This is a genomic window from Cohnella sp. WQ 127256 (assembly GCF_024519285.1).
Taxonomy (GTDB): domain Bacteria; phylum Bacillota; class Bacilli; order Paenibacillales; family Paenibacillaceae; genus Cohnella.
Genome location: NZ_JAMZCY010000001.1, coordinates 284,905 through 309,689 on the forward strand (window position 1 = coordinate 284,905; position 24,785 = coordinate 309,689).

Sequence of the window (24,785 nt, forward strand, 5' to 3'; positions counted from 1 at the left end):
CGTTAATGAAAAAGATAGCGTTCATGCTGGGAGAAGTATTGCTTCTGCTTGGCTTGTTCATGGCGGTGGCATTCGTTCACAACACGGTGATCGTACCGGATTCTGGGGCCTACGGCAATTATTTGATGGACAATCTGCCTGTGTGGATTTCGATTATGTTCGCGATTACAGCGGCAATCATTCTGATCGTCTTTCAAATTAAAAAGAGAATAGTAGGAGAACGTTACGTCAGCGTATGGAAAATGAGCAAGTTCGCTAAAGTGAGCCGGGTGGATGCGGCGATGCTGACTTTGATCGGTATTTTCGCGGCACTTCTGTTCATGAGCGTTATCCGGATTTCTTCGGTAGCCGACGCTTTGCCCGACTTTGATGATTACTTGAACTTGTTTATGAAATCGGATAGCTTCGTCATGGTCATCGTAGGCGTGTGTATCATCGGTCCGCTATTCGAGGAAGTACTCTTCCGCGGTGTGCTCTTTAACCTTATGCGCCGCGCCGTTCCGTTCGGTGTTGCTTTACTGTTGCAAGCGATCATCTACGGGTATGCCCAACCTAATCCGAGTATCCAGGTTACCGCGTTTTTCCTTGCCCTGATGTACGGAATTTTGTATACGAAGCTGCAATCGGTCTGGGCAACGATCTGGACGGCATTCGTCATCAACACGATTTTGTTTTGCTCCCAGAAGTTCGGTTTGCTGGAGCTGTTCTCGACTTTCACCGATTCCGTGCTGTTCCTAATGGCAGTCTTATGCTTGTTCGTCACGGTCGTGTTGGTCGTCTCGGTTTGGAAAGGTCACGAGAAGGTGGGCCACCTTAAGATGATCGGCGGGCTGCTCCTATGGCCACTCATCTTCGTCGTGACCTATTTTCCCTTCCTGAATGTATGGAATAACAAGATTATGTCTATCTCCTCAATATCTGGCTGGCTCGGCAATAATAACGTCATCGGATTCGTCATTTTCGACTTGGCGACTTTCGCCATCTTTTTCTACGCGATGAAAGCGATCCATAAGAAAAACCTGATCGTCGTAAGCAATTTCTCGCGAATCGATCGTAAGGTTATGGTAATGATCTCGATTCTGGGCGTCGGCATGGGTGTATGGGTACAGGCTTTTTTCAAAATCCCTTATTTTCATGATACCTTCCCGCAATTCGAGCAGCTATTCGAATACCTAACGACCGCTTCCATTCCGATCTTTATTTTGTTTCTATTCATTCATTCCGCCTATAAAGAAATATTTTTCCGCGCCTTGGTCTATAACGTTTTGAGGTCCGTCCAGCCGATCTCCGTCTCGATTCTCGTGACAGGCATTATTTATGGAGGGCTGTTTTTCTTATGGGATATTCCCATGACGATCTATGCCCTTGCTGGAGCGTTGATCTTCGGTCTTATGTTCGAATGGTTCAAGACGATCTGGGCTCCGATTGTGAACGAGCTATTCCTGTTCGGGACATATTTCGTGATGAGAAAGCTGGATATGCCCTATAGCTCAGGCATGGTCTGGCTGATGGCGATAAGTTCGGTGTTGGTTGTCTCCATGATGGTCATTCTTTACCGGATGCGGGAAAGCGCGCCGGTCGATTCCTCCGCGCCTGATCGAGCTGGACAAGCACCACATCCGATCAACGTCGATCCTTCTAAGCGGAAAGCGATCGCGAAGTAAGCCATCACGCGGCTTAGCTTACATCGTTCATTTTCGGACTTAAGGTTAGGAGGACAATTATGCTAGATTTTAATCTATTGGACGACAATGAAACGGAAGAACCATTCGAAATCGAAGAAGATTCGATGCAGGAAATTGCCATTATTGGTCTGTCGGCACAGCTTCCAATGGTAGACGACATCGAACAGTTCTGGCAATTCATTTGCAATGGAGTGGACTTCATCACGGAATTTCCCGAGGCGAGGCGAATGGACGTAGATCTATTCGCGCGGAGCAAAGCCCGGGGTGGCGAATCCCCTCTGACCTATTTCGATGGCGCCTATCTCGATCGGATCGATGAGTTCGACTATAGCTTCTTCCGGCTATCGCCCAAAGAAGCAAGTCTGATGACCCCGAACCAGCGATTATTCCTGCAGACTGCGTGGAAATCGATCGAGGACGCAGGTTACTGTAGGCGAACACTGGCGGGCTCCCGTACCGGTGTGTACGTAGGCTTCAATGCGGATAGCTTGTACGATTACAAGAGAATGATCGTCGACGCGGATCCAGAGCTTCTGTCGATGGGTGTGCCCGGCAACATCTCCTCGATCATCGCTGGAAGAATCTCCTACTTACTTGACTTGAACGGACCAAGCTTATGCGTTGATACGGCCTGCTCGTCTTCATTGGTGGCGATTCATCTGGCATGCCAGGCGATACGTAACAGAGAATGCGAGATGGCGATCGCAGGAAGCGTAAAAATTAATTTGCTTCCGCTCGCGAATGAAGTGAAGATCGGGATCGAATCCTCTAATGGGCGTGCCCGTACCTTCGACGACAGCGCGGACGGTACAGGAGCAGGCGAAGGCGTTATCGCTTTCGTTCTCAAACCGCTCGTCAAAGCGCTGCGGGATGGTGACGCGGTTCATGCCGTTATTAAAGGGAGCGCGGTCAATCAAGACGGGAGATCGGTCGGGCTGACGGCACCGAACGTAGCGGCGCAAGAGGACGTTCTGGCCAGGGCATGGGACAATGCGGGCATTCATCCAGAAACGATCTCTTATATGGAAGCGCACGGAACGGGTACTAAGCTGGGAGATCCGATTGAGATCGCAGGCATGGACAGAGCGTTCCGCAAGTATACCGACCGCAAGCAGTTCGTAGCCGTCGGGTCGATCAAGTCGAACGTCGGACATCTAGATCACGCGGCAGGGGCTATTGGGATGCTCAAGGCCATCTTTGCTATGAAGCGGAAGCAGATTCCACCGCTGCTGCATTTCGTAAGGCCGAATAGAAGCATTGATTTCATTGATTCTCCGGTCTACGTGAACGATCGCTTGATGGAATGGACGGCGGAGATGTATCCTCGCAGATGCGGTGTCAGCGCGTTCGGGATCAGTGGAACCAACTGCCATATTGTGCTGGAGGAAGCGCCGGATACCGATTGCGAGAAAAGCGAGCTTCTACCCGCAGAGTCGGATGGGAACCGTCACGGTCATATGCTGACTTTATCCGCCAAAAGCGAAAAGGCTTTGCGTGAGCTAGTTGCTTTATATCGGACGATCGTTGGGAACGAGACAAGCGCGGAACGTATTTGCTTTACTGCACACACGGGAAGAGACCATCATGATCATCGGTTGGCAATCGTGTTCCGGGATTATAAAGAGCTGCGGAACAAGCTGGACCGTCTGACGACCGGCGAATTCGCCTCTCTGGAGCCGCAAGGTATTTATTATGGCTCGCGTAAGCCAGCGGCAGCGGGATCGGAAGATCTCGACTTTGCTTCGGAAGGGCAAGACTGGGTAGAGATCGCGGAGCGTTACACGCTTGGTGCGGAAATCGATTGGGATCGTCTGTATTCGGCGAAGTCGTACGCGCGAGTTCATCTACCTACCTACCCTTTCGAGAGAACCCGCTGTTGGATAGAGCTCGATCGTATCCCGTTAATGACCGCTGACTCTCCTCATAAGGAAAGCCGCCAAACCACGGTCTATGAAGTAGCATTGACGGGTCGCGACCAAGATACGTACTCGTCTGCGGAACAGGAGATTGCCCGAATTTGGGGCGAGGTGCTCGGATTTCGACAAATTCATTACGAGGACAATTTCTTCGAGCTGGGCGGGGACTCCATTCTTGCACTTAAAATTGCGAATCGGATTCGCGGGCAGTGGGCGGTGGACGTCAGCGTGGCCGACTTGTTCACCCATGCAACATTACCCGAGCTGGCGGCATTCGTGGAACGACGATCCGGCGATGGTCCTCTCCGGTCGGAAGCAACTTTTTCCTTGTCGAAAGCAAGCGCAAGGGACTATTATCCGCTCACTTCTTCGCAATTGCGCGTATTCGCGCAGGAGCAATTCGGATCGATCGGTACGGCGAACAATACGCCGTTCTGCGCGATGGTGGAGGGCGAGCTAGATTCCGGCCGGGTGAACGAGGCATTCACGCGACTGGTGGACAGGCATGAATCTCTGAGAACCGCATTCGAATTCGTCGACGGGGAAGCGAGACAGCGGGTCGTCGATCGAACGAATTTCGCAATCGAGATCCATAACGGTACGACGGAACGATTGGACGACATCATCGATGCATTCATCCGGCCTTTCGACCTATCGTGCCCGCCGTTGCTGAGGGTAGGTTTGGTGACGCTTCAGACGAATCGTCATCTGCTTATGATCGATCTTCACCATATAATGTCGGACGGCATGTCCACAGGCATCTTAATGAAAGAGTTCTGCGATCTGTACAACGGAACTCCGCTGGCTGAGCTTAAAATTCAATATAAGGACTACGCGGTCTGGCAGCAACGTTCGATTAACGAAGGGGAACTTCGGGACCGCAAAGCCTATTGGACGGATCGATTGTCGGGCGAGCTTCCCGTGTTGGAGCTTCCGTATGATTTTCCTAGATCCGACCGCAAGCAGCCGGGCGGAAGCCGCGTAAGAGTTCCGATGGAAGCCTCATTGAAACGACAATTGGAGCAGCTTGCAATCGAGCGCAGATTAACGATGAACGCCCTTCTTTTCGCGCTGTACGCTCTGCTATTACATGGATATTCCAATCAAGATCGCCTTATCGTCGGTACGCTGGTGGCGGGAAGAAACCATCCGGATCTTGAGCGGGTATTCGGGATGTTCATCAACTTCTTGCCTATTGACGTCCGGTTTGCTCCGAAGGCGACTTTTGCGGACTATTTGACGGAAATTAACGAGACGATAGGCAAATCTTATGCGAACGACTATCCGTTCGATCTGATGTTATCGGATTCGGCGTTAAAGACGGATCGCTCGCGCAACCCTCTGTACGACACGATGTTCGTCTATCACAACGAGTATAAAATGAATTCGGCGAATCCGTATCGGATGGAGGTCGAGGGGCTGTCGTTCGCGGAATATCCGCTAAACCGTCCTACGTCATCGTTGGATTTAAAGCTGGACGTGTGGCAGGATGCGGACGATCGGCTCGTACTCGTGTTGGAATACGACACGGCTTTGTTCGCGGAAACAACGATGAAGCAGTGGATGTCCTCATTCTTGAAGCTTGCGGAAGCGGCTGTCGCCGAACCGGAGGCGCCTCTGTCGCGCTTGCTTGCGGAGAAATCCGCCGAGGAGCAAGAGGAGGTCGTGATCAAAGAAAGCGCGGCTGCTTACGATATTAAGCCTTCTCTTTCGGTAGTGGTTAGCGCCACGTTCACCGTCGAGCACATCGGCGAGCATGTGAACTGGTGGTGCAGACAGTTTGATCTGCCGGTCCGCGTATCGTTCGCGCCGTACCATCAAGTGTTCCAGGAGTTGCTGGATCATGGCAGCCTTCTCGGCAGGAACGACGGGGTTAACGTGTTCATGATCCGGTTCGAAGATTGGATCCGGGATGACGAAAGTCCGATCGGCGTCACAATCGCCAAACTCGAAAAAATATATTCGGATCTGATTGAGGCTTTTGGTCAGCGGAAGAAGGGAGTTCCTCACTTTGTAGCGATATTCCCCGTCTCCGATCATTTGCCGTTCGAAAGCGAACTGTTCTCGTACTTGGCAGCGTTGAACGAACGCTGGAGGCAGTTCCTTGGCAGCCTCGATCGCGTTTTCGTTCTCGAGTTGAACGAAGTGTTGGCCGATTCGTATGAAGTGCGGCAAATGTACGACAGAGTAACGGATCAGGAAGGGCATGCCCCTTTCACGGAACAATTTTACGCGGTGATCGGAACAACGATTGCCCGTAAGCTGATCGCTTGGAAAAGACAGAACTTTAAAGTCGTCGTCCTCGATTGCGACAATACACTCTGGAAGGGAATTTGCGGGGAGGACGGTCCGACCGGCGTAGAAATTTCCGAAAATTATCGAGATTTGCAACGTTTCATGTTGGACAGGTACGAGGAAGGCATGCTTCTGGCGATCAGCAGCAAGAACAATGAAGCGGACGTATGGGAAACGTTCGAGCGCCACCCGAATATGCTTCTGAAGAAGGAGCATTTTGCCGCCGCGAGAATTCATTGGGGCGCTAAGTCGACGGCTTTACGAGAAATTGCCGAGCAATTGAATTTAGGATTGGACAGTTTTATCTTCGTCGACGATAGCGGGATGGAATGCGCAGAAATGATGCAGAATTGTCCGTCTGTGTTGACCTTGCAGTTGCCGGAGGATGAACGACAAATCCCGGATTACCTTCGTCACGTATGGGGGTTCGATAAGCTGGTCGTGACGGAAGAAGATCGCAAGCGAACCGCTCTCTATGCGGCCGAATCCATACGTCGCCAATATTTGCAGGAAGACAATGTTTCAATGGAACAATTTCTTCGCGGCTTGGGGCTGCGAATCTACATGACAAGCTTGCGCGAGGATCAAGTTCCTCGGGCAGCCCAGTTAACGCAGCGCACAAATCAATTCAATATGCATTCCCTTCCTAGGACGGAAAATGAGCTCGCGAGCATGCTTTCGATATCCGGCAAGCCTATGTGGAGCATCGAGGTAGAGGATCGCTTTGGTGAGTACGGATTCGTTGGATTAGTAACAGGGCATGCCGAACGTGAATCGTTCATCCTGGATACGTTCCTGTTAAGCTGCCGCGTACTCGGCAGAGGGGTAGAACATGCGATTCTATCCGAAGTGAAACGGGTTACCACGAGTTATCAGGCCGAATATATCGAGATGCAATACGTGGCTACCGAGAAGAACGCCCCTTTCCGCGAATTTCTGGAAACGTCCGGTTGGCGGTTGGAGGACATCGCTAGCGGGAGGACCGCCTATCGACTGCGCGTGGATAGCATTCCGGACCGCTCCCCTCATATCACGCTAACGAACGAACGGCTGAAGGCTACCGTGTTGTCATTGCCGCGGGCAATGAATTCCGGGGAACGAGAATGCGCGGCCAGCACTCCGCCGATCTTACTAGCAGCTGCGACTTCCGTCCCCTCGGTCAAAAATCGCCCGAGCCAGGAGGAAGGTCCGCGAAATTGGCATAGCTCTGAAGCATTTAAGGATGTCGCCGCGTTAAGTCATGCCAGCCACTTGCTGCCTTTGCGTTATCACAACGCGGGAAGCCTCTTGCGGCTCGTTCAGAAACGGAAGCAATCCGTATCGGGAAGGAAGACGGATTATAAGGAACCCGTAACGTCGGCCGAACGCGAATTAGTCGAGCTGTGGGAAGAGCTATTGGACATTCAACCCATCGGAGTTACGGATTCTTTCTTCGATATTGGCGGCAACTCGTTGCAGGCCGTCTCGCTGGCTTCGAGAATTCATCGGCAGTTCGATGCGCGGATTTCTCTACGCGACTTGTTCGCCGTGCCGACGATTCGGGGCTTGTCGGCATTGATCCACCGGACGGGTCCAACCGTCCATTCCACTATCGGGCCTGCTGAGCATCGCGATTACTATCCGGTAACTTCGGCTCAGAAGCGGTTGCTGGTGCTTAGCCGGTTGGATGACGCTAAGACGGCGGACACGGCATATAATCAGCCTTGCTTTTTCGAAGTAGAAGGCGCTTTGAACGTCGAACGGTTTCAAGCCGCTTGCGAGAAGCTGGTGCATAGGCATGAAAGTCTTCGAACTTCGTTCCGTTGGCAGGAAGGCGAATTCGTGCAAATCATCTCGCAGACGGTCGATTTTTCCGTCGAATTCCACGATGCGGACAACGAGAACGGGGAGGCGCATATCGCTCGCTTTATTCGTCCGTTCGATCTGGGACAATGTCCGTTATTCCGGGCAGGTATCGTCAGAATGGGAGAAGCAAAGTGGCTCCTAATGTTCGATATGTATCACGTAGTATCGGACGGAGTGTCCATCGGCGTGATGATCCAAGAATTATTGGCTCTCTATCAAGGCAACGAGCTTCCCGAATTTCGCATCCAATATCGCGATTATGCCGTCTGGCAGACGGGGTTGCTGCATTCAGATCACATGAGAATGCAGGAAAGGTATTGGCTAGAGTCGTTCTCGGACGAAGTGCCGGTCTTGAATGTACCGCTTGACTCGCCAAGACCCGCCATACGCAGCTATGAGGGCAAGCGCCTTAGCATCGAATTGGACAAAACGTTACATGAAGCGGTGCGATCTCTGGCCGCAGACGTTGAGGCGACGCCATTCATGGTGTATTTGTCCGCGTATTACGTGCTGCTCGCCAAATATTCCGGACAAGAGGACATCGTGGTCGGCTCTCCCGTAGCCGGGAGATCCCATGCTGATCTGGATCGGTTGATCGGCATGTTCGTCCATACGCTCGTTCTACGCAACAAGCCCGAAGGGAACCTCATGTTCCGTAGGTTTCTGGCCGAGGTGAAGGAGAATACGTTGCGGGCAATGGAGCATCAGGATTATCCGTTCGAACAATTAGTAGACAAGCTGGCGCTTCGCAGGGATCTTAGCCGGAATCCGCTCTTCGATACGATGTTCGCGTATCAGAATATGTCGTGGGCGGACGGCGACATGGAAGCTGCGAAGGTGCGGCTGTATCCGTATGACGCGGGTAGCAGCCGATTCGACTTCACGTTAGAGCTGGCGGAGCACGGCGATTCCATTCGTTTGAACGTAGAATATGCGACCGAGTTGTTCCATGAGAAGACGATGGAACGATTGATCCGTCATTATACGAACATCCTCGCGCAAGTGACGCGTTCTCCCGATCAGTTGCTGTCCGCGATCGACATGCTGGATGATTCGGAGAAGGCCAGGCTATTGTTCGGCTTCAATGCGACTCATGTCGAATATGAAACGGAGCGTACGATGCACTCGGTCTTCGAAGAGCAAGCGCGCCAATCTCCCGACGCGATCGCGGTCGTCTTCGGCAATCAAAGATTGACTTACGCGCAATTGAACGAAAGGGCCAATCGTTTGGCAATGGAATTAAGGGAACGGGGAGCCGCCCCGAATCAAATCGTCGGCATCATGGTCGAACGCTCGCCGGAGATGGTCGTTGCGGTATTGGGCGTATTGAAAGCCGGAGCCGCGTATTTGCCGATCGATCCGCAATATCCGGAGGAGCGCATTCGCTACATGCTGGAGGACAGCCGGACGGGCATCGTGATCAGTCAACTTCGACTGGCGGAACGAATTCCTGCAAATCTTCAGACGTTACACGTCGACGATCAACGTTTCGCGGACGTGGGCGACCATTGGCCAACGGGTAATCCTTTGTCGCGAAATACGACAAAAGATCTTGCCTATGTCATCTACACTTCCGGTTCGACGGGCAAACCGAAAGGAGTCATGGTCGAGCACGGCGGCATGATTAACTTACAGATTTATTTCCAACGGAAGCTGAACGTCGCGAATACCGACAAAATCGCGCAATTCGCCAGCTTTTCATTCGACGCCTCCGTGTGGGAAATGTTCATGAGCTTATTCAATGGCGGAGAGCTGCACGTCTTAGCTTCGGAAACGATTCATCATTACGACAAACTGGAGCATTATTTCAACGATCAGGGGATCACGGTCGCGACTTTGCCGCCAACCTACTTGGCGGGATTACGGCCGGAGAACGTGCGGATGCTGCGCGCGGTCATTACGGCGGGCTCCTCTTCCACTGCGGATTTGCTGGCTAAGTGGAGGAGCAAAGTACAGTACGTCAACGCTTACGGGCCGACCGAAACAACGATCTGCGCGACAGTATGGACTGCCCCTCCAGCCGGAGATTCCAGCGAGAGCACGTCCGTCCCGATCGGAATTCCGATCCCGAATGCGCAAGCCTACATCGTTAATGAACACGATCAATTGCAACCGGTCGGCGTACCCGGCGAATTGTGCATAGGAGGAGCGGGGCTGGCTAGAGGTTATCTGCATCGTCCCGACTTGACGGAGAAGCAGTTCGTCTCCAATCCTTTCGTATCCGGTACCCGAATGTATAGAACCGGCGATCAGGCTAAGTGGCTGCCGGACGGGACGATCGAATACGTGGGCCGGATGGACGATCAAGTCAAAATACGCGGGTATCGCATCGAGCTGGGCGAGGTAGGGAATTGTTTGTCGAGCCATCCGAACGTAACGGAATGCATTGTCGTTCCTTACGCGGATTCGCAGGGCGGGATCGAACTGTGCGCCTACATCGGTACGGATGGACATGCGCTTGCCGCGAGCGAAATTCGTAGTTTCGTCGGGGAGCGTCTACCGGATTATATGGTTCCCGCCTACGTCGTCGTGTTGGACAAGCTTCCGCTCACTTCGAACGGGAAAGTAGACAAAAAGGCGTTGCCTGAGCCCGCCCGCGCTTCCAATGAAAGCTACGAGCCGCCGACGAATGAAACCGAACGCCGACTTGCCTGGATGTGGAGCGACATTCTCTCCGTCGATAAGATCGGTATTCAGGATCACTTCTTCGAGCTGGGTGGACATTCGCTTAAAGCCATAGCGTTGCTGACTCGCATTCATGAGGAGTTGGGCGTCGAGCTGATGTTAAAGCAGCTCTTTCAAGCACCGACGATCCAGCGGCTCTCGCGCTTGATATCGGATACGAAGCCGACTCGCTACGATGCGCTTCCGGCAGTCGAAGCCCGGAGCAGCTATCCGGTCACCCACGGACAGAAAAAGCTGTTTGTTCTACAGCAGCTTGAAGGCGCGCAAACGGCCTATAACATCGCGGGTGCCTATCGTATCGAAGGCGAGATCGATATCTCGCGGTTGGAAGCTTCTTTCAAGGCTTTGCTCCGGAGGCATGAAGCGCTACGCACATCGTTTGCCGTCGAAGACGGCGAATTCGTCCAATTTATTCATGACGACGTTCCTTTTACGATCCAATATGGGGAGACTTCCGAAGAACGGTTGGAAGAAACGCTAAGAGAGTTGGTTACTCCATTTGATCTAAGCAGGCCGCCATTGGTTCGCGTTGCTCTTCTGAAGCTCCTTCATGGCGACCCGTCGGACTCGGACTTGGATGCCCACGTGCTCTTCATCGATATGCATCATTTGATATCGGACGGCGTATCTAGCGGTATTCTCATCCGAGATTTTCTTAACCTGTACGAAGGGATAGAGTTGGAGGACCTTCGGATCCATTACAAGGATTACGCGGTCTGGCAGTCGAGTCCGAGCGCGGTTTCGATGATTGAAAGGCAAGAGAAGTATTGGATGGACTCGCTGTCCGGCGATCTTCCTTCGTTGCAGCTTCCAACGGATTTCCCTAGACCGTCCGTGCAAAGTTTTGAAGGAGCGCACGTCTTCCTGACCATCGACGAGGAGCTGACAGATCGGCTTAGAAAAGTCGCGGCGGACAGCGGAAGCACGTTATATATGGTTATGCTGACTGGATTTTTCATTCTATTGTCCAAGTACAGCGGCCAGGAAGACCTTATCGTCGGGACGCCTTCCGCGGGCAGAACGCACGCGGATCTGCAACGGATCATCGGCATGTTCGTGAATACGTTAGTCATTCGTACCCGATTGTCTGGGCATCAACCTTTCAAGGAATTGCTCATAGCAGTGAAAGAAAAGTCTCTGTCGGCTTTCGATAACCAAGACTATCCTTTCGACACGCTTCTTGAGAATCTGAGCTTGCCTAGGGATATTAGCCGGAATCCGCTTTTCGATGTCCTCTTTATGATGCAGAATTTCGAATCGGTCGAGCTTAAGGCTGGCCGGCTAGGGGTCGCCCCCTATTCGTTCTTGCCTGCCGTATCGAAATTCGACCTCAGTCTCGAAGCGGTGGAGAAAGAGGGGGGACTCGCGCTCAGGTTAGAATACGCGGTTAAGTTATATCGGACGGAGACGGCAAACCGATTGCTGGACGATTATGCTAGAATTCTTTCCGAAATCGCGACGAATCCGGATGTAAAGCTGCAAGACATTCGATTGCACGGTCAAATCACGAGAAGGAAAAAAGTGATTTCTGAGGAAATCGAGTTCAACTTTTGAATCGGAGGAGTATCGATGATCGATAAATATGCACTAAATATGCTTTCGGCAAGCGGCGAATTCGAGGAAGAGCAACGGTATTGGCTACAGCAATTAAAGGGAGACCTTACACCGGTGACTTTTCCATATGACGTAGCGGCGCCCGCCCCGGATCAACGCGAACGGGCTTCGATAACGAGAAGCTATGCTTTGCCTCAAGAGCTATCGGAGCGATTATACGTATTCTGTAACCACTCGGATTACGGCGTATACATGACGGTATTGTCCGCTTTCCCCTTTCTGCTGCATCTGTACGCGCAAGCCGATGAGATCGTCATCGGATCGCCCGTATTTCGCGGCGAGGCCAGCGAAGCCGACCGAATGAACGAGATTTTGCCGTTACGTATTTCCTATGACGGACAGAGCAGCTTTAAGGCGACATTGTCCGACATTAAGCGAAAGGTAACGGAAGCGAACGATCATGAGTTTTTTCCGTTGCGCCAATGGGTGGAGGAACTTACGCGAGTCGTGGTTCTCTTCGATCGTATTCATAAAGCGGGCTTTGCGGACGGGTATTGTCCGGATATGACGTTCGCGCTTGCCAAGCGCGAACAGACGCTGCACGTCGAGGTGGATTTCCGCGCTGATTCGTACGAACAGCCGACGATCGATGCTATCTTTCGCCGATTGACGCGTTATTTGCAAGTCGTGCTAGATGAACCGAACGTCATGATGGCGGATATCGACTTGGTGGAATCCGAGGAAAAGCGGCGGCTGGTATACGATTTTAACGATACGCATGCCGTCTATGACGAGAACGCTACGATCCATCGTATATTCGAAAGACAAGCGTTGAAGACACCCGATCGAATCGCCATCGTCGACGGCAGCGAGCAATGGACCTATCGGGAATTGGACGAGAAAGCGAATAATCTAGCGCATGTATTGCGCGGCAAAGGCGTCATTCCGAATCAATGCGTAGGCGTAATGACGGAACGATCGACGGGGATGATCCTGAGCATGCTCGCCATCCTGAAAGCCGGCGGAGCTTACGTGCCGATCGATCCCGCTTATCCGGCGGATCGCATTGCATACATGCTGGAAAACAGCGGAGTGCGGTTGCTTGTTCACGATTTTAGCGATCCGAAGGGATTGCAGGAGCTATCGTGCGACACTATTGATCTTTCCCTCGTGCCGACGGTATCGTTCGATCCTTTACCCGATGTGAATACATCGGACGATTTGGCATACGTGATCTATACTTCCGGTACGACGGGTAAACCGAAGGGAGTCATGATTGAACACCGCAACGTCGTACGGTTGTTCTTTCACGACAAGCCGCTATTTCAATTTGAAGAGAACGACGTATGGACGATGTTCCATTCGTATTGCTTCGACTTCTCGGTATGGGAAATGTACGGCGCGTTGTTGTACGGCGGTAAATTAGTCGTAATTCGCAAGGAAGTGGCGCAGGATCCGTTGCGGTTCGTGGAAACGATGATCCTGGAAAACGTAACCGTATTGAACCAGACGCCGTCGTCCTTCTACCATATCATTCAGCATGACTTGGAGCGGGAGCAACCGGAGCTGCGGCTTCGGTATGTCATATTCGGCGGAGAAGCGTTAAAGCCGGCGATCCTGAAGCCATTCAAAGAACGTTATGCCGACACCAAGCTCATCAACATGTACGGGATCACGGAGACGACGGTGCACGTGACGTTCAAAGAAATCACGGATGCGGAAATCGCGACCAATGTCAGCAACATCGGCAAGCCGATTCCCACGCTGCGCTGTTACATTCTCGACGACAGGTTAAATCTCGTGCCGCAAGGCGTCGTCGGAGAACTCTATGTCGGCGGAGAAGGCGTAGCGAGAGGTTATATCCATAATGAAAATTTGACGGGCGAAAAGTTTCTGTACGACCCGTTCCTGCCGAAGGAGAGACTGTATCGGTCGGGGGATTTGGCCAGATGGACGGACGAAGGCGAGCTTGAGTATTTCGGGCGCATCGACCACCAAGTCAAGATTAGAGGTCACCGCATCGAGCTAGGGGAAATCGAAACGAAGCTGCTCCAGCAAGAAGAAATACAAGAGTGTCTCGTCATCGCAAGAAAGGACGTGGCCGGTCAATTCGACTTGGTGGCGTACTATGTCGCGGAGCAAGAGATGGACGTAAGTTCCTTACGCGATCACCTTGCCACCGAATTGCCCGATTTCATGATTCCGGCCTTCTTTAAGCATCTTCTCGCATTACCTTTAACCGATAACGGAAAAGTGGATAGAAAAGCGTTGCCTCAGCCCGAGTTGGCACGTGCATCGGGGCATGTCTATGTTGCGCCCCGCACGCCGACGGAACATGAAATCGCCGACCTGTGGGCCGACGTGCTGCAGCTGGAGGAAATCGGCATTCACGATAATTTCTTCTCCATCGGCGGCGATTCGATCAAGGTGATTCGCTTCCTTAGCCGTATGAACAAAGCTCAGGGGAGCAACCTTTCCGTTGCCGATTTCTATCGAAATCCGACGATAGCCGAATTAGGGGTATTGCTATCGATGCCGGCCTCAGAGGGAGGCGACGAGCGTGAACGGGGGCTGCATCTGATCGATGGGATGAAGAGCAGGCTGCAAAACGAACTTGCGGATGTTCCGATGCCCGCGGACGCCGAGGATTACTATCCGCTAAGCAGCATCCAGATGAGCATGGTATTCTACTCCAAGTTGAAACCGGATGAACCGATCTATCACGATCAGTTTTATTATGTCTTGGATTTCGCCCGGTTCGATTGGGAGTTGCTGCGCGAGACCGTCTTTAGGCTTGCCGTTAAACATCCGATCCTTCGAACGTCCATGCAATTGGAGCGGTATAGCGAACCGATTCAGATCGTTCACCGGGATCGAATGCCCGCAATGGCGCTTGAGAATTTATCGGCATGCGCGATCGAAGAGCAAGAACAACGAATCCAAGATTATATGGCCGAAGATTTGCGGAACAAATTTCGGTTTGACGACGATCTGCTATGGCGGCTTGGCGTATTTCAACTAAGCCCGGGAGAAGTATGCATCGTTCTATCGTTCCATCACGCCATCTTGGACGGGTGGAGCGTCGCAAGCTTCAATAAGGAAATCATTGATACTTACGAACGATTGCTTCACGGCGGCGTAGTCTCGGCGGAGCCTTTGAAGGCGAGTTACAAGGATTACGTGGGCATCCAATTGTCTCGCAACTCCTCTCTGGAAACGGAACAATTCTGGAAGAGGGAACTGGAAGGGTATACGCGCAACAAGCTGCCGTTCAACCTGGGGGCCAAGCAGATCGAAAACCGGCCGGAGAGCGCGATCTATCGCAGCGAGATCGATCAGGAGCTCCTAGTCGCGTTGGACCGGTTAACACGCGATCAAGGGTTTACGTTAAAGGAGATTTGTTTCTCCGCTTACTTGTATTTGATGTCCGTTATTACGACGGAGCAGGATCTGGTAACGGGAATCGTCACGCATGACCGTCCGGCGATCGAAGACGGAGAAAATATGCTCGGCTGTTTCCTCAACACGTTGCCGTTCCGCGAAGCGATCGATAGAACCCGCACGGGACTATCATTCATGGGCCAAGTTCAGCAGCGTTTGCGGCAGGTCGCGACGCACGATATGCCGTTAGTCGATATCGCTAACCTGCTAGGAGAAGGCCGTCAGCACGCGGCCAATCCGTTGTTCGACGCCTTGTTCAACTTTACCGACTTTCATGTGCTGGACAATATGGACCGCCAGAACGAAATCAAAGGATCGGATCGCCGGCTTAATCTTAAGTCCAGCGAGATGACCAATACCCTCTTCGATCTGGAAGTGACGAGAACGTGGAATCGATTGGGCGTGCAGATCAAATACGCGCGGAACTATTTCTACGAAACGGAAATCGAAACGGCGTTTAACATGTACTTGCGCATATTGCGTAATTTCGCTGCCGATCCCGTAGCTACGTTGCGAGAAATTCCGCTGATGGAGGCGGAACAACGCGAAAGAATCGTCTATGGCTTCAATAGCACGCAAACCCCGTATGCTCGGGAGAAGACGATGCATCGGTTGTTCGAGGAACAAGCGGCGCGGTCGCCGAGCCGGGTTGCTTTGACGATGGAAGGAGCGGAATTAACGTATGCGGAACTGAACTCCAAAGCCAATCAAGTAGCGGTTATGCTCGCCGAACGGGGAGTTCGTCCCCGTGATCGCGTCGCACTGATCGCGGATCGCGGATTCGAGATGGTCATCGGCATGTTCGGCATTCTGAAAGCCGGCGCGGCTTACGTCCCGATCGACCCTGAATATCCGGAAGCCCGTCAACGATATATTTGCGAGAACGCGGAAGTGACCGCCCTATTGGCCGACCGCGACGATGGATTAGGCATCGGCAATACGCTGAAGCTGGACCCGGAATACTATGGACAATGGTCCGACGAAGAGAGCGGGATTTACGCGGAGCCGACGGATCTGGCTTATATCATCTATACGTCAGGATCGACGGGTAATCCGAAAGGTGTCATGATCGAGCATCATTCCGCCGTCAACCTTATCCAATGGGTGAACAAACGATTCGAGGTCGGCGAAAACGATACGCTGCTCTTTATCACGTCGATGTGCTTCGATTTGTCGGTATACGACCTATTCGGCATGCTGGCTTGCGGGGGGAAAGTCGTCATCGCCCGCAAAGACCAGATCAGCGATCATACGGAGATGATTCGCTTATTGAAGCAGGATCGGATTACTTTCTGGGATTCCGTTCCGTCCACGATGAATCACCTCGTGAGCATGCTGGGGCAAGATGAACCGGATTTCACGCAAACGGACTTAAGGCTTGTCTTCATGAGCGGGGATTGGATTCCCGTCACGCTGCCCAAACGGATCGAGCGGTTTTTCCCGAACGCGTCGGCTATCGCCCTCGGCGGTGCCACGGAAGCGACGGTATGGTCCAACTATTATCCGATCGGGGCAGTCGAGGATACGCAGAGCAGTATTCCGTACGGCGTTCCGATGGACAACAACTACTTCTACATTTTGGACGAGGAGCTGAATCCGGTTCCTTACGGCGTAGCAGGAGAGTTGTATATCGGGGGCGTCGGCGTAGCCCGCGGTTACATGAACGATCCCGGTAAAACGATGAACGCTTTCTTGCCTAACCCGTTCCTGCCGGAACCCGGCGAGCGCATGTACAAGACCGGGGATCTAGGCCGGATGCTGCCGAGCGGAGTCATGGAGTTCTTGGGAAGAAAGGATCATCAAGTGAAGATTCGCGGCTTCCGCGTCGAGCTTGGCGAGATCGAAAGCCAACTCGTCAAGCTGAAGCACGTTCGCGAAGCCGTCGTCGTGGATCGGCCCGATAAGGAAGGCATTCCTCATCTATGCGCTTACGTCGCGTTCGATCAAGTTATGACTTCCCAACAATTGCGGGATGAATTGGCGAGCAAGCTGCCCGGTTACATGATACCTTCGATCTTCATCCCGCTAGAGCGATTACCGCTGACCGCGAATGGCAAAATCGATCGCAAGGCGCTTCCCGAGCCGGATGATAGCTTCTATACCGGAAGCGAATACGAGGGACCGCGCGACCCGGTCGAGGAACGATTGACGCGAATATGGCAGGAGGTGTTGGGCAAGGAACGAATCGGCATCCGCGATCATTTTTTCGAAATCGGCGGACATTCGTTGCTGGCGACATCGCTTGCGCTGAAAATGAACCGGGAATTCGGAATCGATATCCCTCTGCTCGTGATATTCAATCATCCTACCGTTCTAGAGATAGCCGATATCGTCAGGTCGGCCAAGCGGTCGATTCATCGCCGCATCGAACGCGCGCCGGAAATGGACGAATACCCACTATCTTCCGCGCAGCAACGGATGTTCATCTTGAATCGGATCGAGGGGGAAGGTTTGCACTACAATTCTCCCGCGGCTTTCGTCGTCGAAGGAAATCTGGACGCTGCCCGGTTAGAGGAAGCGTTCCGCTCGCTGTTGAGTCGTCATGAAATCTTGCGTACCTCGTTCGCCTTGAAGGACGGCGTAATGGTTCAACGTATTCACGCGGATTTGGAATGGTCGGTTGAGCGGATTAAGCTTGACGTTGAAGCTAGCGCGGAAACCGAAGTGTTAGACGTCATTCGCACCTTCGTCAGATCTTTCGATCTCGCGAATGCGCCGCTGCTCCGCGTTGGCCTCGCGCAATGGGGAGCAAACCGCCACTTGCTGTTATTCGACATGCACCATATGATTTCCGACGGCGTGTCGATGGGCATTTTGATTAGGGAATTCATAGCCTACTATGAGCAACAGCAGCTTGAGGCACCTCGCATTCAATACAGGGATTACGCGGCTTGGCAGCAACAAGCATTGAACGGCGAGGCAATGGCGGAGCAGCGTAACTATTGGCTGAACCGATTCGCCGATGAAATCCCGGTGCTTCAGATCGCGACGGATTACCAGAGGCCGGCGGTCAAAAGCTTCGAGGGAGACAGACTATCGAGCTCGGCGGACAAGGAATTGGCCGAAGGGCTGCAGCGGGTCGCGGCAAGCTCGGGAGGTACGCTGTACATGGTACTGCTCGCGGCCTACAACGTATTGCTGGCGAAATATTCTGGACAAACGGATATCGTGGTCGGTTCGCCGATTGCGGGAAGATCGCATGCAGACTTGGAGAGCATGCTGGGCGTATTCATCAACACGCTCGCGATGCGGAATTCGCCGGAACCGGACAAGACTTTCGAGCAGCTTCTACTCGAAGTGAAGGAGAACGCCTTACAGGCGTATGCGAATCAGGACTACCCGTTCGAGCAATTGGTTGAGAAGCTGAATTTGCGCAATGACATTAGCCGCAACCCCTTATTCGATACGATGTTCATTCTGCAAAATACGGACCGCATGCGTTATGAGCTGGACGGCCTTACTTTTGCGGAGCAGTCATTGGAACATCAAGCAGTCAAATTCGATCTCACGTTACAAGTCATGGAAGATTCGAACGGTATTCGCTTCGATTGGGAATACGGTACGAAGCTGTTCAAGAAGGCGACCGTGGATCGTCTTTCCGGGCATTGGCTGCAGCTTCTTCGGAGCATTGCCCTCAATCCGTCTCAACGGTTAGCGGATATCGAGATGATATCGGAGGAAGAGAAGCGTCAAATTCTAAAGACTTTCAACAATACAGCGGCATCTTATCCGGAACATACGACGCTGCACGAGACGTTCGAGGAGCAAGCCGCCCGAACGCCGGATCGGGTAGCCGTCGTATTCGAAGATCGACAGATGACATATCACGAATTAAATGCACGGTCGAATCAGTTGGCCCGTCATTTGCGGGAGCGGGGAGTTCGCGCGGATATGGTCGTCGGCGTCATGGCGGATCGTTCGTTCGAGATGATCGTGGGCATCTACGCGATTTTGAAAGCTGGCGGAGCCTATGTCCCGTTAGACCCGGCCTACCCGGAAGAGCGTCTATTATACATGCTGCGGGATAGCGGGATCGAGCTCGTGCTTACGCAATCGGATACCGCGTTGTCGTTACCTGTCTCTACGATCCTATTAACCGATAGTAGACTATATGCCGGAGAAGATTCGAATTTGCCTTCGATTTCCGGTCCGACTCATTTGGCCTACGTGATCTATACTTCCGGTTCGACGGGGAAACCGAAGGGAGTCATGATCGAGCATCGTTCCGTCATGAACCGGCTGAACTGGATGCAGAAGCAATATCCGTTAACGGGCGACGACGTTCTTCTCCAAAAAACAAGGTACAGCTTCGACGTATCCGTATGGGAAATGTTCTGGTGGTTTATGGCTGGGGCACGGTTAAGCGTTCTATCTCCGGAAGTGGAGATGGACCCGAACCGATTGGCGGAGACGATAGAGCGCGATGGCGTCACGGTTATTCACTTCGTGCCGTCGATGCTGAACGCTTTCTTGGATTACGCGGAGCAATCGGATACTGTCGCGAATAGGACATCTTCCTTACGCTGGGTCGTATGCAGCGGCGAGGCATTGCCTCTCGCATCCGTCCAACGATTCAACCGTGTCCTAGGCCGTCCGCATTCCATCCGGCTGGCTAATTTGTACGGACCGACGGAAGCAACCGTGGACGTGACGTATTACGATTGTTCGCCGAACGATGACGATACGATGATCCCGATCGGCAGACCGATCGATAATACGTCGGTATTCGTCGTAGATCCGTTAGGCCGATTGCAGCCGATCGGCGTTATCGGCGAATTATGCATCGCTGGCGTTGGCTTAGCGAGAGGATATGCCGGGGAACTGGGCCGTACGCAAGACCGGTTCGTCGACCATCCTTACGTTTCGGGCGAGCGCATGTACAAAACCGGCGATTTGGCAAGGTGGTTGCCGGACGGTTTGATCGAATACCGGGGCAGATTAGATCACCAGGTTAAGATACGCGGCTTCCGGATCGAGCTAGGCGAGATCGAAGCGCAGCTATCTAAGTACCCATCCATTCTTGAAGCTGCGGTTATCGATCGGACGGACGCGCAACAATCCCGTTATTTGTGCGCTTATTACGCTTCGAATGAGGAAATAACGGTATCCGAGCTAAGGGCATATTTGTTGAGCAAGCTTCCCGACTATATGATTCCTTCCTATTTCGTGAGATTGGATCGGATGCCGTTAACGGCAAACGGAAAGCTTGATCGAAGACGGTTGCCCGAACCGGTCGAACGTATCCATACCGGAACGCCGTACGTCGCGCCGCGCGATACGATCGAACGGCAGTTAGCCGAAATCTGGCAGCAATTGTTAGGAATCGAATCCGTCGGGCTTCAAGATCATTTCTTCGACCTGGGGGGGCACTCGCTGAAAGCGATGGTACTCGTATCGCGGATTCAGAAGGAGTTCGGCGTCGAAGCCCAGGTTCGGGAAGTTTTTCAGCACCCGTTCTTAGAGGAATTGGCGGAATGTATCCGCTTGAAGGAAATTCGCGGTTATGACGCCATTCCGAACGCGGAGATCCGGGAGTATTACCCGATGTCGGCGGCGCAGCGAAGAATGTTCATCCTGAATCAAATGGAAGGGAAGGGCGTGCAATACAATAATCCAAATGCCTTTCTACTGGCCGGAGCGCTCGATGAGCAACGACTAGCGGAAGCATTCCGGCAGTTGTTGGTGCGCCATGATACATTACGAACTTCGTTCGTCATGGAGAACGAGCTTCCGGTGCAGCGTATCGACTCGGATGCGGCCATATCTATAGAACGGTACGAGATGAATCGGTCAGAGACATCTGAACGGAGCTCCCTAGAGGACATCATCCGCCGTTTCGTTCGGCCGTTCGATTTGCATGTCGCCCCTCTATTGCGAATCGGATTAGCTAAGATTGCGGAAGACCGCCATTTACTGCTGTTCGACATGCATCATATTATATCCGACGGCGTATCGATGGGGATTTTCGTCCGTGAATTCATCGCTCTCTATGAAGGCAAGGAACTGCCCGCGCTGCGAATCCAGTATAAAGATTTCGCGACTTGGCAGCAGGAGGCGGCTTATCAAGACGCTTTGCTGGATGACGAGACCTATTGGCTTAACAGATTCGCCGGTGAGCTTCCTGTGTTGGACTTGCCTTCGGATGATAGAAGGCCGGCCGTGTTCAGCTATGAGGGAGATCGGATTCAGTTCTCCGCGAACAGAGAAATGACGGAAGGGCTACATCAGGTCGCGGCTCGGACGGGCAGCTCGATGTATATGGTACTGCTCGCGGCCTATAACGTATTGCTGGCGAAAGTAACGGGACAGACGGATATCGTGGTCGGATCGCCGATCGCGGGAAGGTCGCACGCGGATCTGGAAGGCATGCTGGGCGTATTCATTAACACGCTTGCGATGCGGAACGCGCCGGAGCCGGATAAAACGTTCGAGCAGCTTCTGCTCGAGGTGAAAGAGAACGCCCTACAGGCATACGCGCATCAGGACTACCCATTCGAGCAATTGGTAGACAAGCTGAACCTGCGCAAGGACCTCAGTCGCAATCCTTTGTTCGATACGATGTTCATCCTGCAAAATATGGATCAAGAGCAGCTCGAAATTCCGGGATTAACGTTAACGCCGTACCCGTTCGATTTGAGAACATCTAAGTACGACTTGACTCTGCAAGCCTCAGAGGAAGCGGATGTCCTTTCTTTCACGATGGAATTCGGCACCAAGCTGTTCAAGAAGGAAACGATCGAACGTCTGGCCACGCACTGGCTGCGAATTCTTCAATACATCCTCTTAGATCCGTCGCTACGTTTAGCGGATATCGATATTTTGCCTGAGGAAGAACGGCGGTTGATCGTCCATGAATTCAACGATACGACGATCGACTACGCTAAGGACAAGACGTTACATCACATGTTCGAGGAGCAAGCGGCGGCAAGGCCGGACGAAGTCGCGATCGTATTCGAACACGAGCGGCTAACCTATGGGGAATTGGATGAACGATCGAATCGGCTCGCCCATACGCTTCGGGAGCGCGGCGTAACGCAGGATACGGTCGTCGGACTGATGGCGGAGCGATCGCTGGAAATGTTCATCGGGATCTATGGCATTCTGAAGGCGGGCGCCTCGTATTTGCCTATGGATCCGGCATACCCGCAGGAAAGACTCGATTATATGTTGCTGGATAGCGGAGCAAAGCTCGTCTTATCGCATACGAGCCAATCCGTTCCGGTATCCGTCGAGACGATGCAACTGGCTGATCCGAACCTATATAGCGATAACAAAGCTGCTTTGCCTACGATTGCCGGGCCACTGAATTTAGCTTACGTCATTTATACGTCGGGTTCGACCGGGAAGCCGAAAGGCGTAATGATCGAGCACCAAGCGCTAGCGAATCTGTTTGCCGGTATGACGCAAGAAATCCCTTTCTCCGCCGGCGATTCGATTTTGACGCTAACTTCGATTTCGTTCGATATTTTCGTCTTGGAGTCGCTCATTCCGCTCGCCGCAGGGATGACCTTGGTTGCACCCGCGCAAGAACGGGAACGCGACCTGCGTTCGTTGGAACAATACATCGCCGAGTATCCGGTCAAGACGATACAGCTCACGCCTTCTCGTTTACGTATGCTGCTGGACGGGCAAGTTTTAGAACCACTTCGTCGAGCAAGCTTCCTGCTCATCGGCGGTGAGCCCTTACCCGCGGATTTACTGCAAACGTTACAAGCAACGACAGCGGCACGAATATTCAATATGTACGGACCGACGGAAACGACGGTCTGGTCCGCGGTCCGTGAATTAACCGATACGGCCGACGTTGCGATCGGCAAGCCGATCGCGAATACGCGGATGTACGTGCTCGATCGTTCGGACCGGGTGCAGCCGATCGGCGTCATAGGCGAGCTATGCATTGCGGGGGACGGCTTGGCGAGAGGGTATTGGAATCGTCCGGATTTGACGAACGAGAAATTCCCGCCCGATCCTTACCGTGATCAGGGTCGAATGTATCGAACCGGCGATTTGGCCAAATGGTTGCCTGATGGAAATCTGGCTTACATGGGAAGAATCGACCACCAGGTCAAAATTCGCGGCTACCGGATCGAGTTGGGAGAGATCGAAGCTGTTATGCGTCTGCACGATTCTATTCAAGAAGCCGTAGTCATTGCTCGTGAAGATGAGAACCGACCTTCCTTCTTGTGCGCCTATGTGGTCGCGAATGAAGAGCTAACGACTGCGCAATACAAGGAACATGCAATGCTCGCGTTGCCGGAATACATGGTCCCTTCCTTTTTCATTCGGCTGGATAACATCCCGCTGACCCCTAACGGGAAGATTGACCGAAGAGCGTTGCCGGAACCGCAAGGAAATATCCATGGCGGAGTGGAATACGTGGCGCCGCGTAACGAGATAGAGGCTAAGCTCGTGGAAATCTGGTCGGAAATTTTGGAGCTCGAAACGATCGGCGTCCATGATGATTTCTTCGATCTTGGAGGCAATTCCATTCAGCTTGTACGTCTTCATATGGCGCTGGAGCGGGAGGAATTACTGCCGGAGCGGGACACTTCGTTATCGTTCCAACACCGGACGATCGAAGCTCTGGCGAGTTATATCGTGAACCAGCCGGTCCGCTCAGTTGAGGAAGTGGGGGTGGTGGAATGAAATTAATATGTATCCCCTATGCGGGAGGCTCCGCGACGGTTTATTACCCGTGGAAGAAGCTGATACACCCTTCGATCAAAGTCGTTCCTCTCGAATTGGCGGGCAGGGGGGAGCGGATGGGACAATCGTTCTACCGTAGCATTGAAGCGGACGGAACGGATGACCTATACCGCAGTGTGGAGAAGGAGTTAGACGGATCGCCGATTGCCCTATTCGGGCACAGCATGGGGACGTTATTTGCCTATGAATTGGCACATCGTATCGTACGCGAAACCGGACAACCTCTTGCGCATCTATTCCTATCCGGGCGCGGTGCTCCACATACAGCACGTTCCGAGTCTGTGATTCACGAATTACCCGACCCGGAATTTCAAGCCGAGGTGTTGCGATTGGGCGGAACGCCGGCGGAGCTGTTCCAACATAAGGAGCTGAGCGACATCTATATGCCGATTCTTCGCTCGGATTACCGCCTGTCCGAGACCTATCGCGATACGGGCAAACCAGACAAGCTGGATTGCGGGATTACCGTTATGCGAGGCACGCAGGATAGCTACGGGCGGACGGAGGCAGAGGAATGGAACCAGTACGTAAGCGGCGACACTCGTATCGTCGAATATGACGGCGGTCATTTCTTCATTCATGAATTCCGTCAGCAGGTGCTAAGCGCTATCCATGAATCGTTGTTATCTATGCGTTCATCCCAAATCTAGGAGGTTAA

4 protein-coding genes and 2 pseudogenes are annotated in these 24,785 nt (G+C 52.7%); all 6 read left to right on the forward strand.

The window, feature by feature from the left end; translation table 11 throughout:
• Positions 1 to 5: 5 nt before the first annotated feature.
• Positions 6 to 1,664 (forward strand): type II CAAX endopeptidase family protein, encoded by a 1,659-nt coding sequence (locus tag M1K58_RS01230; RefSeq protein ID WP_256756846.1) that lies wholly within the window; start codon positions 6 to 8, stop codon positions 1,662 to 1,664.
• A gap of 59 nt (positions 1,665 to 1,723) precedes the next feature.
• Positions 1,724 to 11,980 (forward strand): non-ribosomal peptide synthetase, encoded by a 10,257-nt coding sequence (locus M1K58_RS01235; protein ID WP_256756847.1) that lies wholly within the window; start codon positions 1,724 to 1,726, stop codon positions 11,978 to 11,980.
• A gap of 39 nt (positions 11,981 to 12,019) precedes the next feature.
• Positions 12,020 to 12,466, forward strand: a pseudogene (locus M1K58_RS29595) (condensation domain-containing protein); the annotation flags it as partial.
• A 225-nt stretch (positions 12,467 to 12,691) separates the two neighbouring features.
• Positions 12,692 to 14,221, forward strand: a pseudogene (locus M1K58_RS29600) (non-ribosomal peptide synthetase); the annotation flags it as partial.
• A gap of 12 nt (positions 14,222 to 14,233) precedes the next feature.
• Complete coding sequence (locus M1K58_RS01240; RefSeq protein WP_372339124.1) at positions 14,234 to 24,067, forward strand: non-ribosomal peptide synthetase; 9,834 nt, start codon at positions 14,234 to 14,236, stop codon at positions 24,065 to 24,067.
• A complete protein-coding gene (locus tag M1K58_RS01245) occupies positions 24,064 to 24,777 on the forward strand; it encodes a thioesterase II family protein (protein WP_256756849.1) in 714 nt (237 codons plus the stop codon). The genes M1K58_RS01240 and M1K58_RS01245 overlap by 4 nt, the downstream gene beginning before the upstream one ends.
• Positions 24,778 to 24,785: the final 8 nt, after the last annotated feature.

What these genes read in the sequence shown, in the direction of transcription:
- M1K58_RS01230 (WP_256756846.1), top strand. Translation starts at nt 6, where the DNA reads ATGAAAAAGATAGCGTTCATGCTGGGAGAAGTATTGCTTCTGCTTGGC.
- M1K58_RS01235 (WP_256756847.1), top strand. Translation starts at nt 1,724, where the DNA reads ATGCTAGATTTTAATCTATTGGACGACAATGAAACGGAAGAACCATTC.
- M1K58_RS01245 (WP_256756849.1), top strand. Translation starts at nt 24,064, where the DNA reads ATGAAATTAATATGTATCCCCTATGCGGGAGGCTCCGCGACGGTTTAT.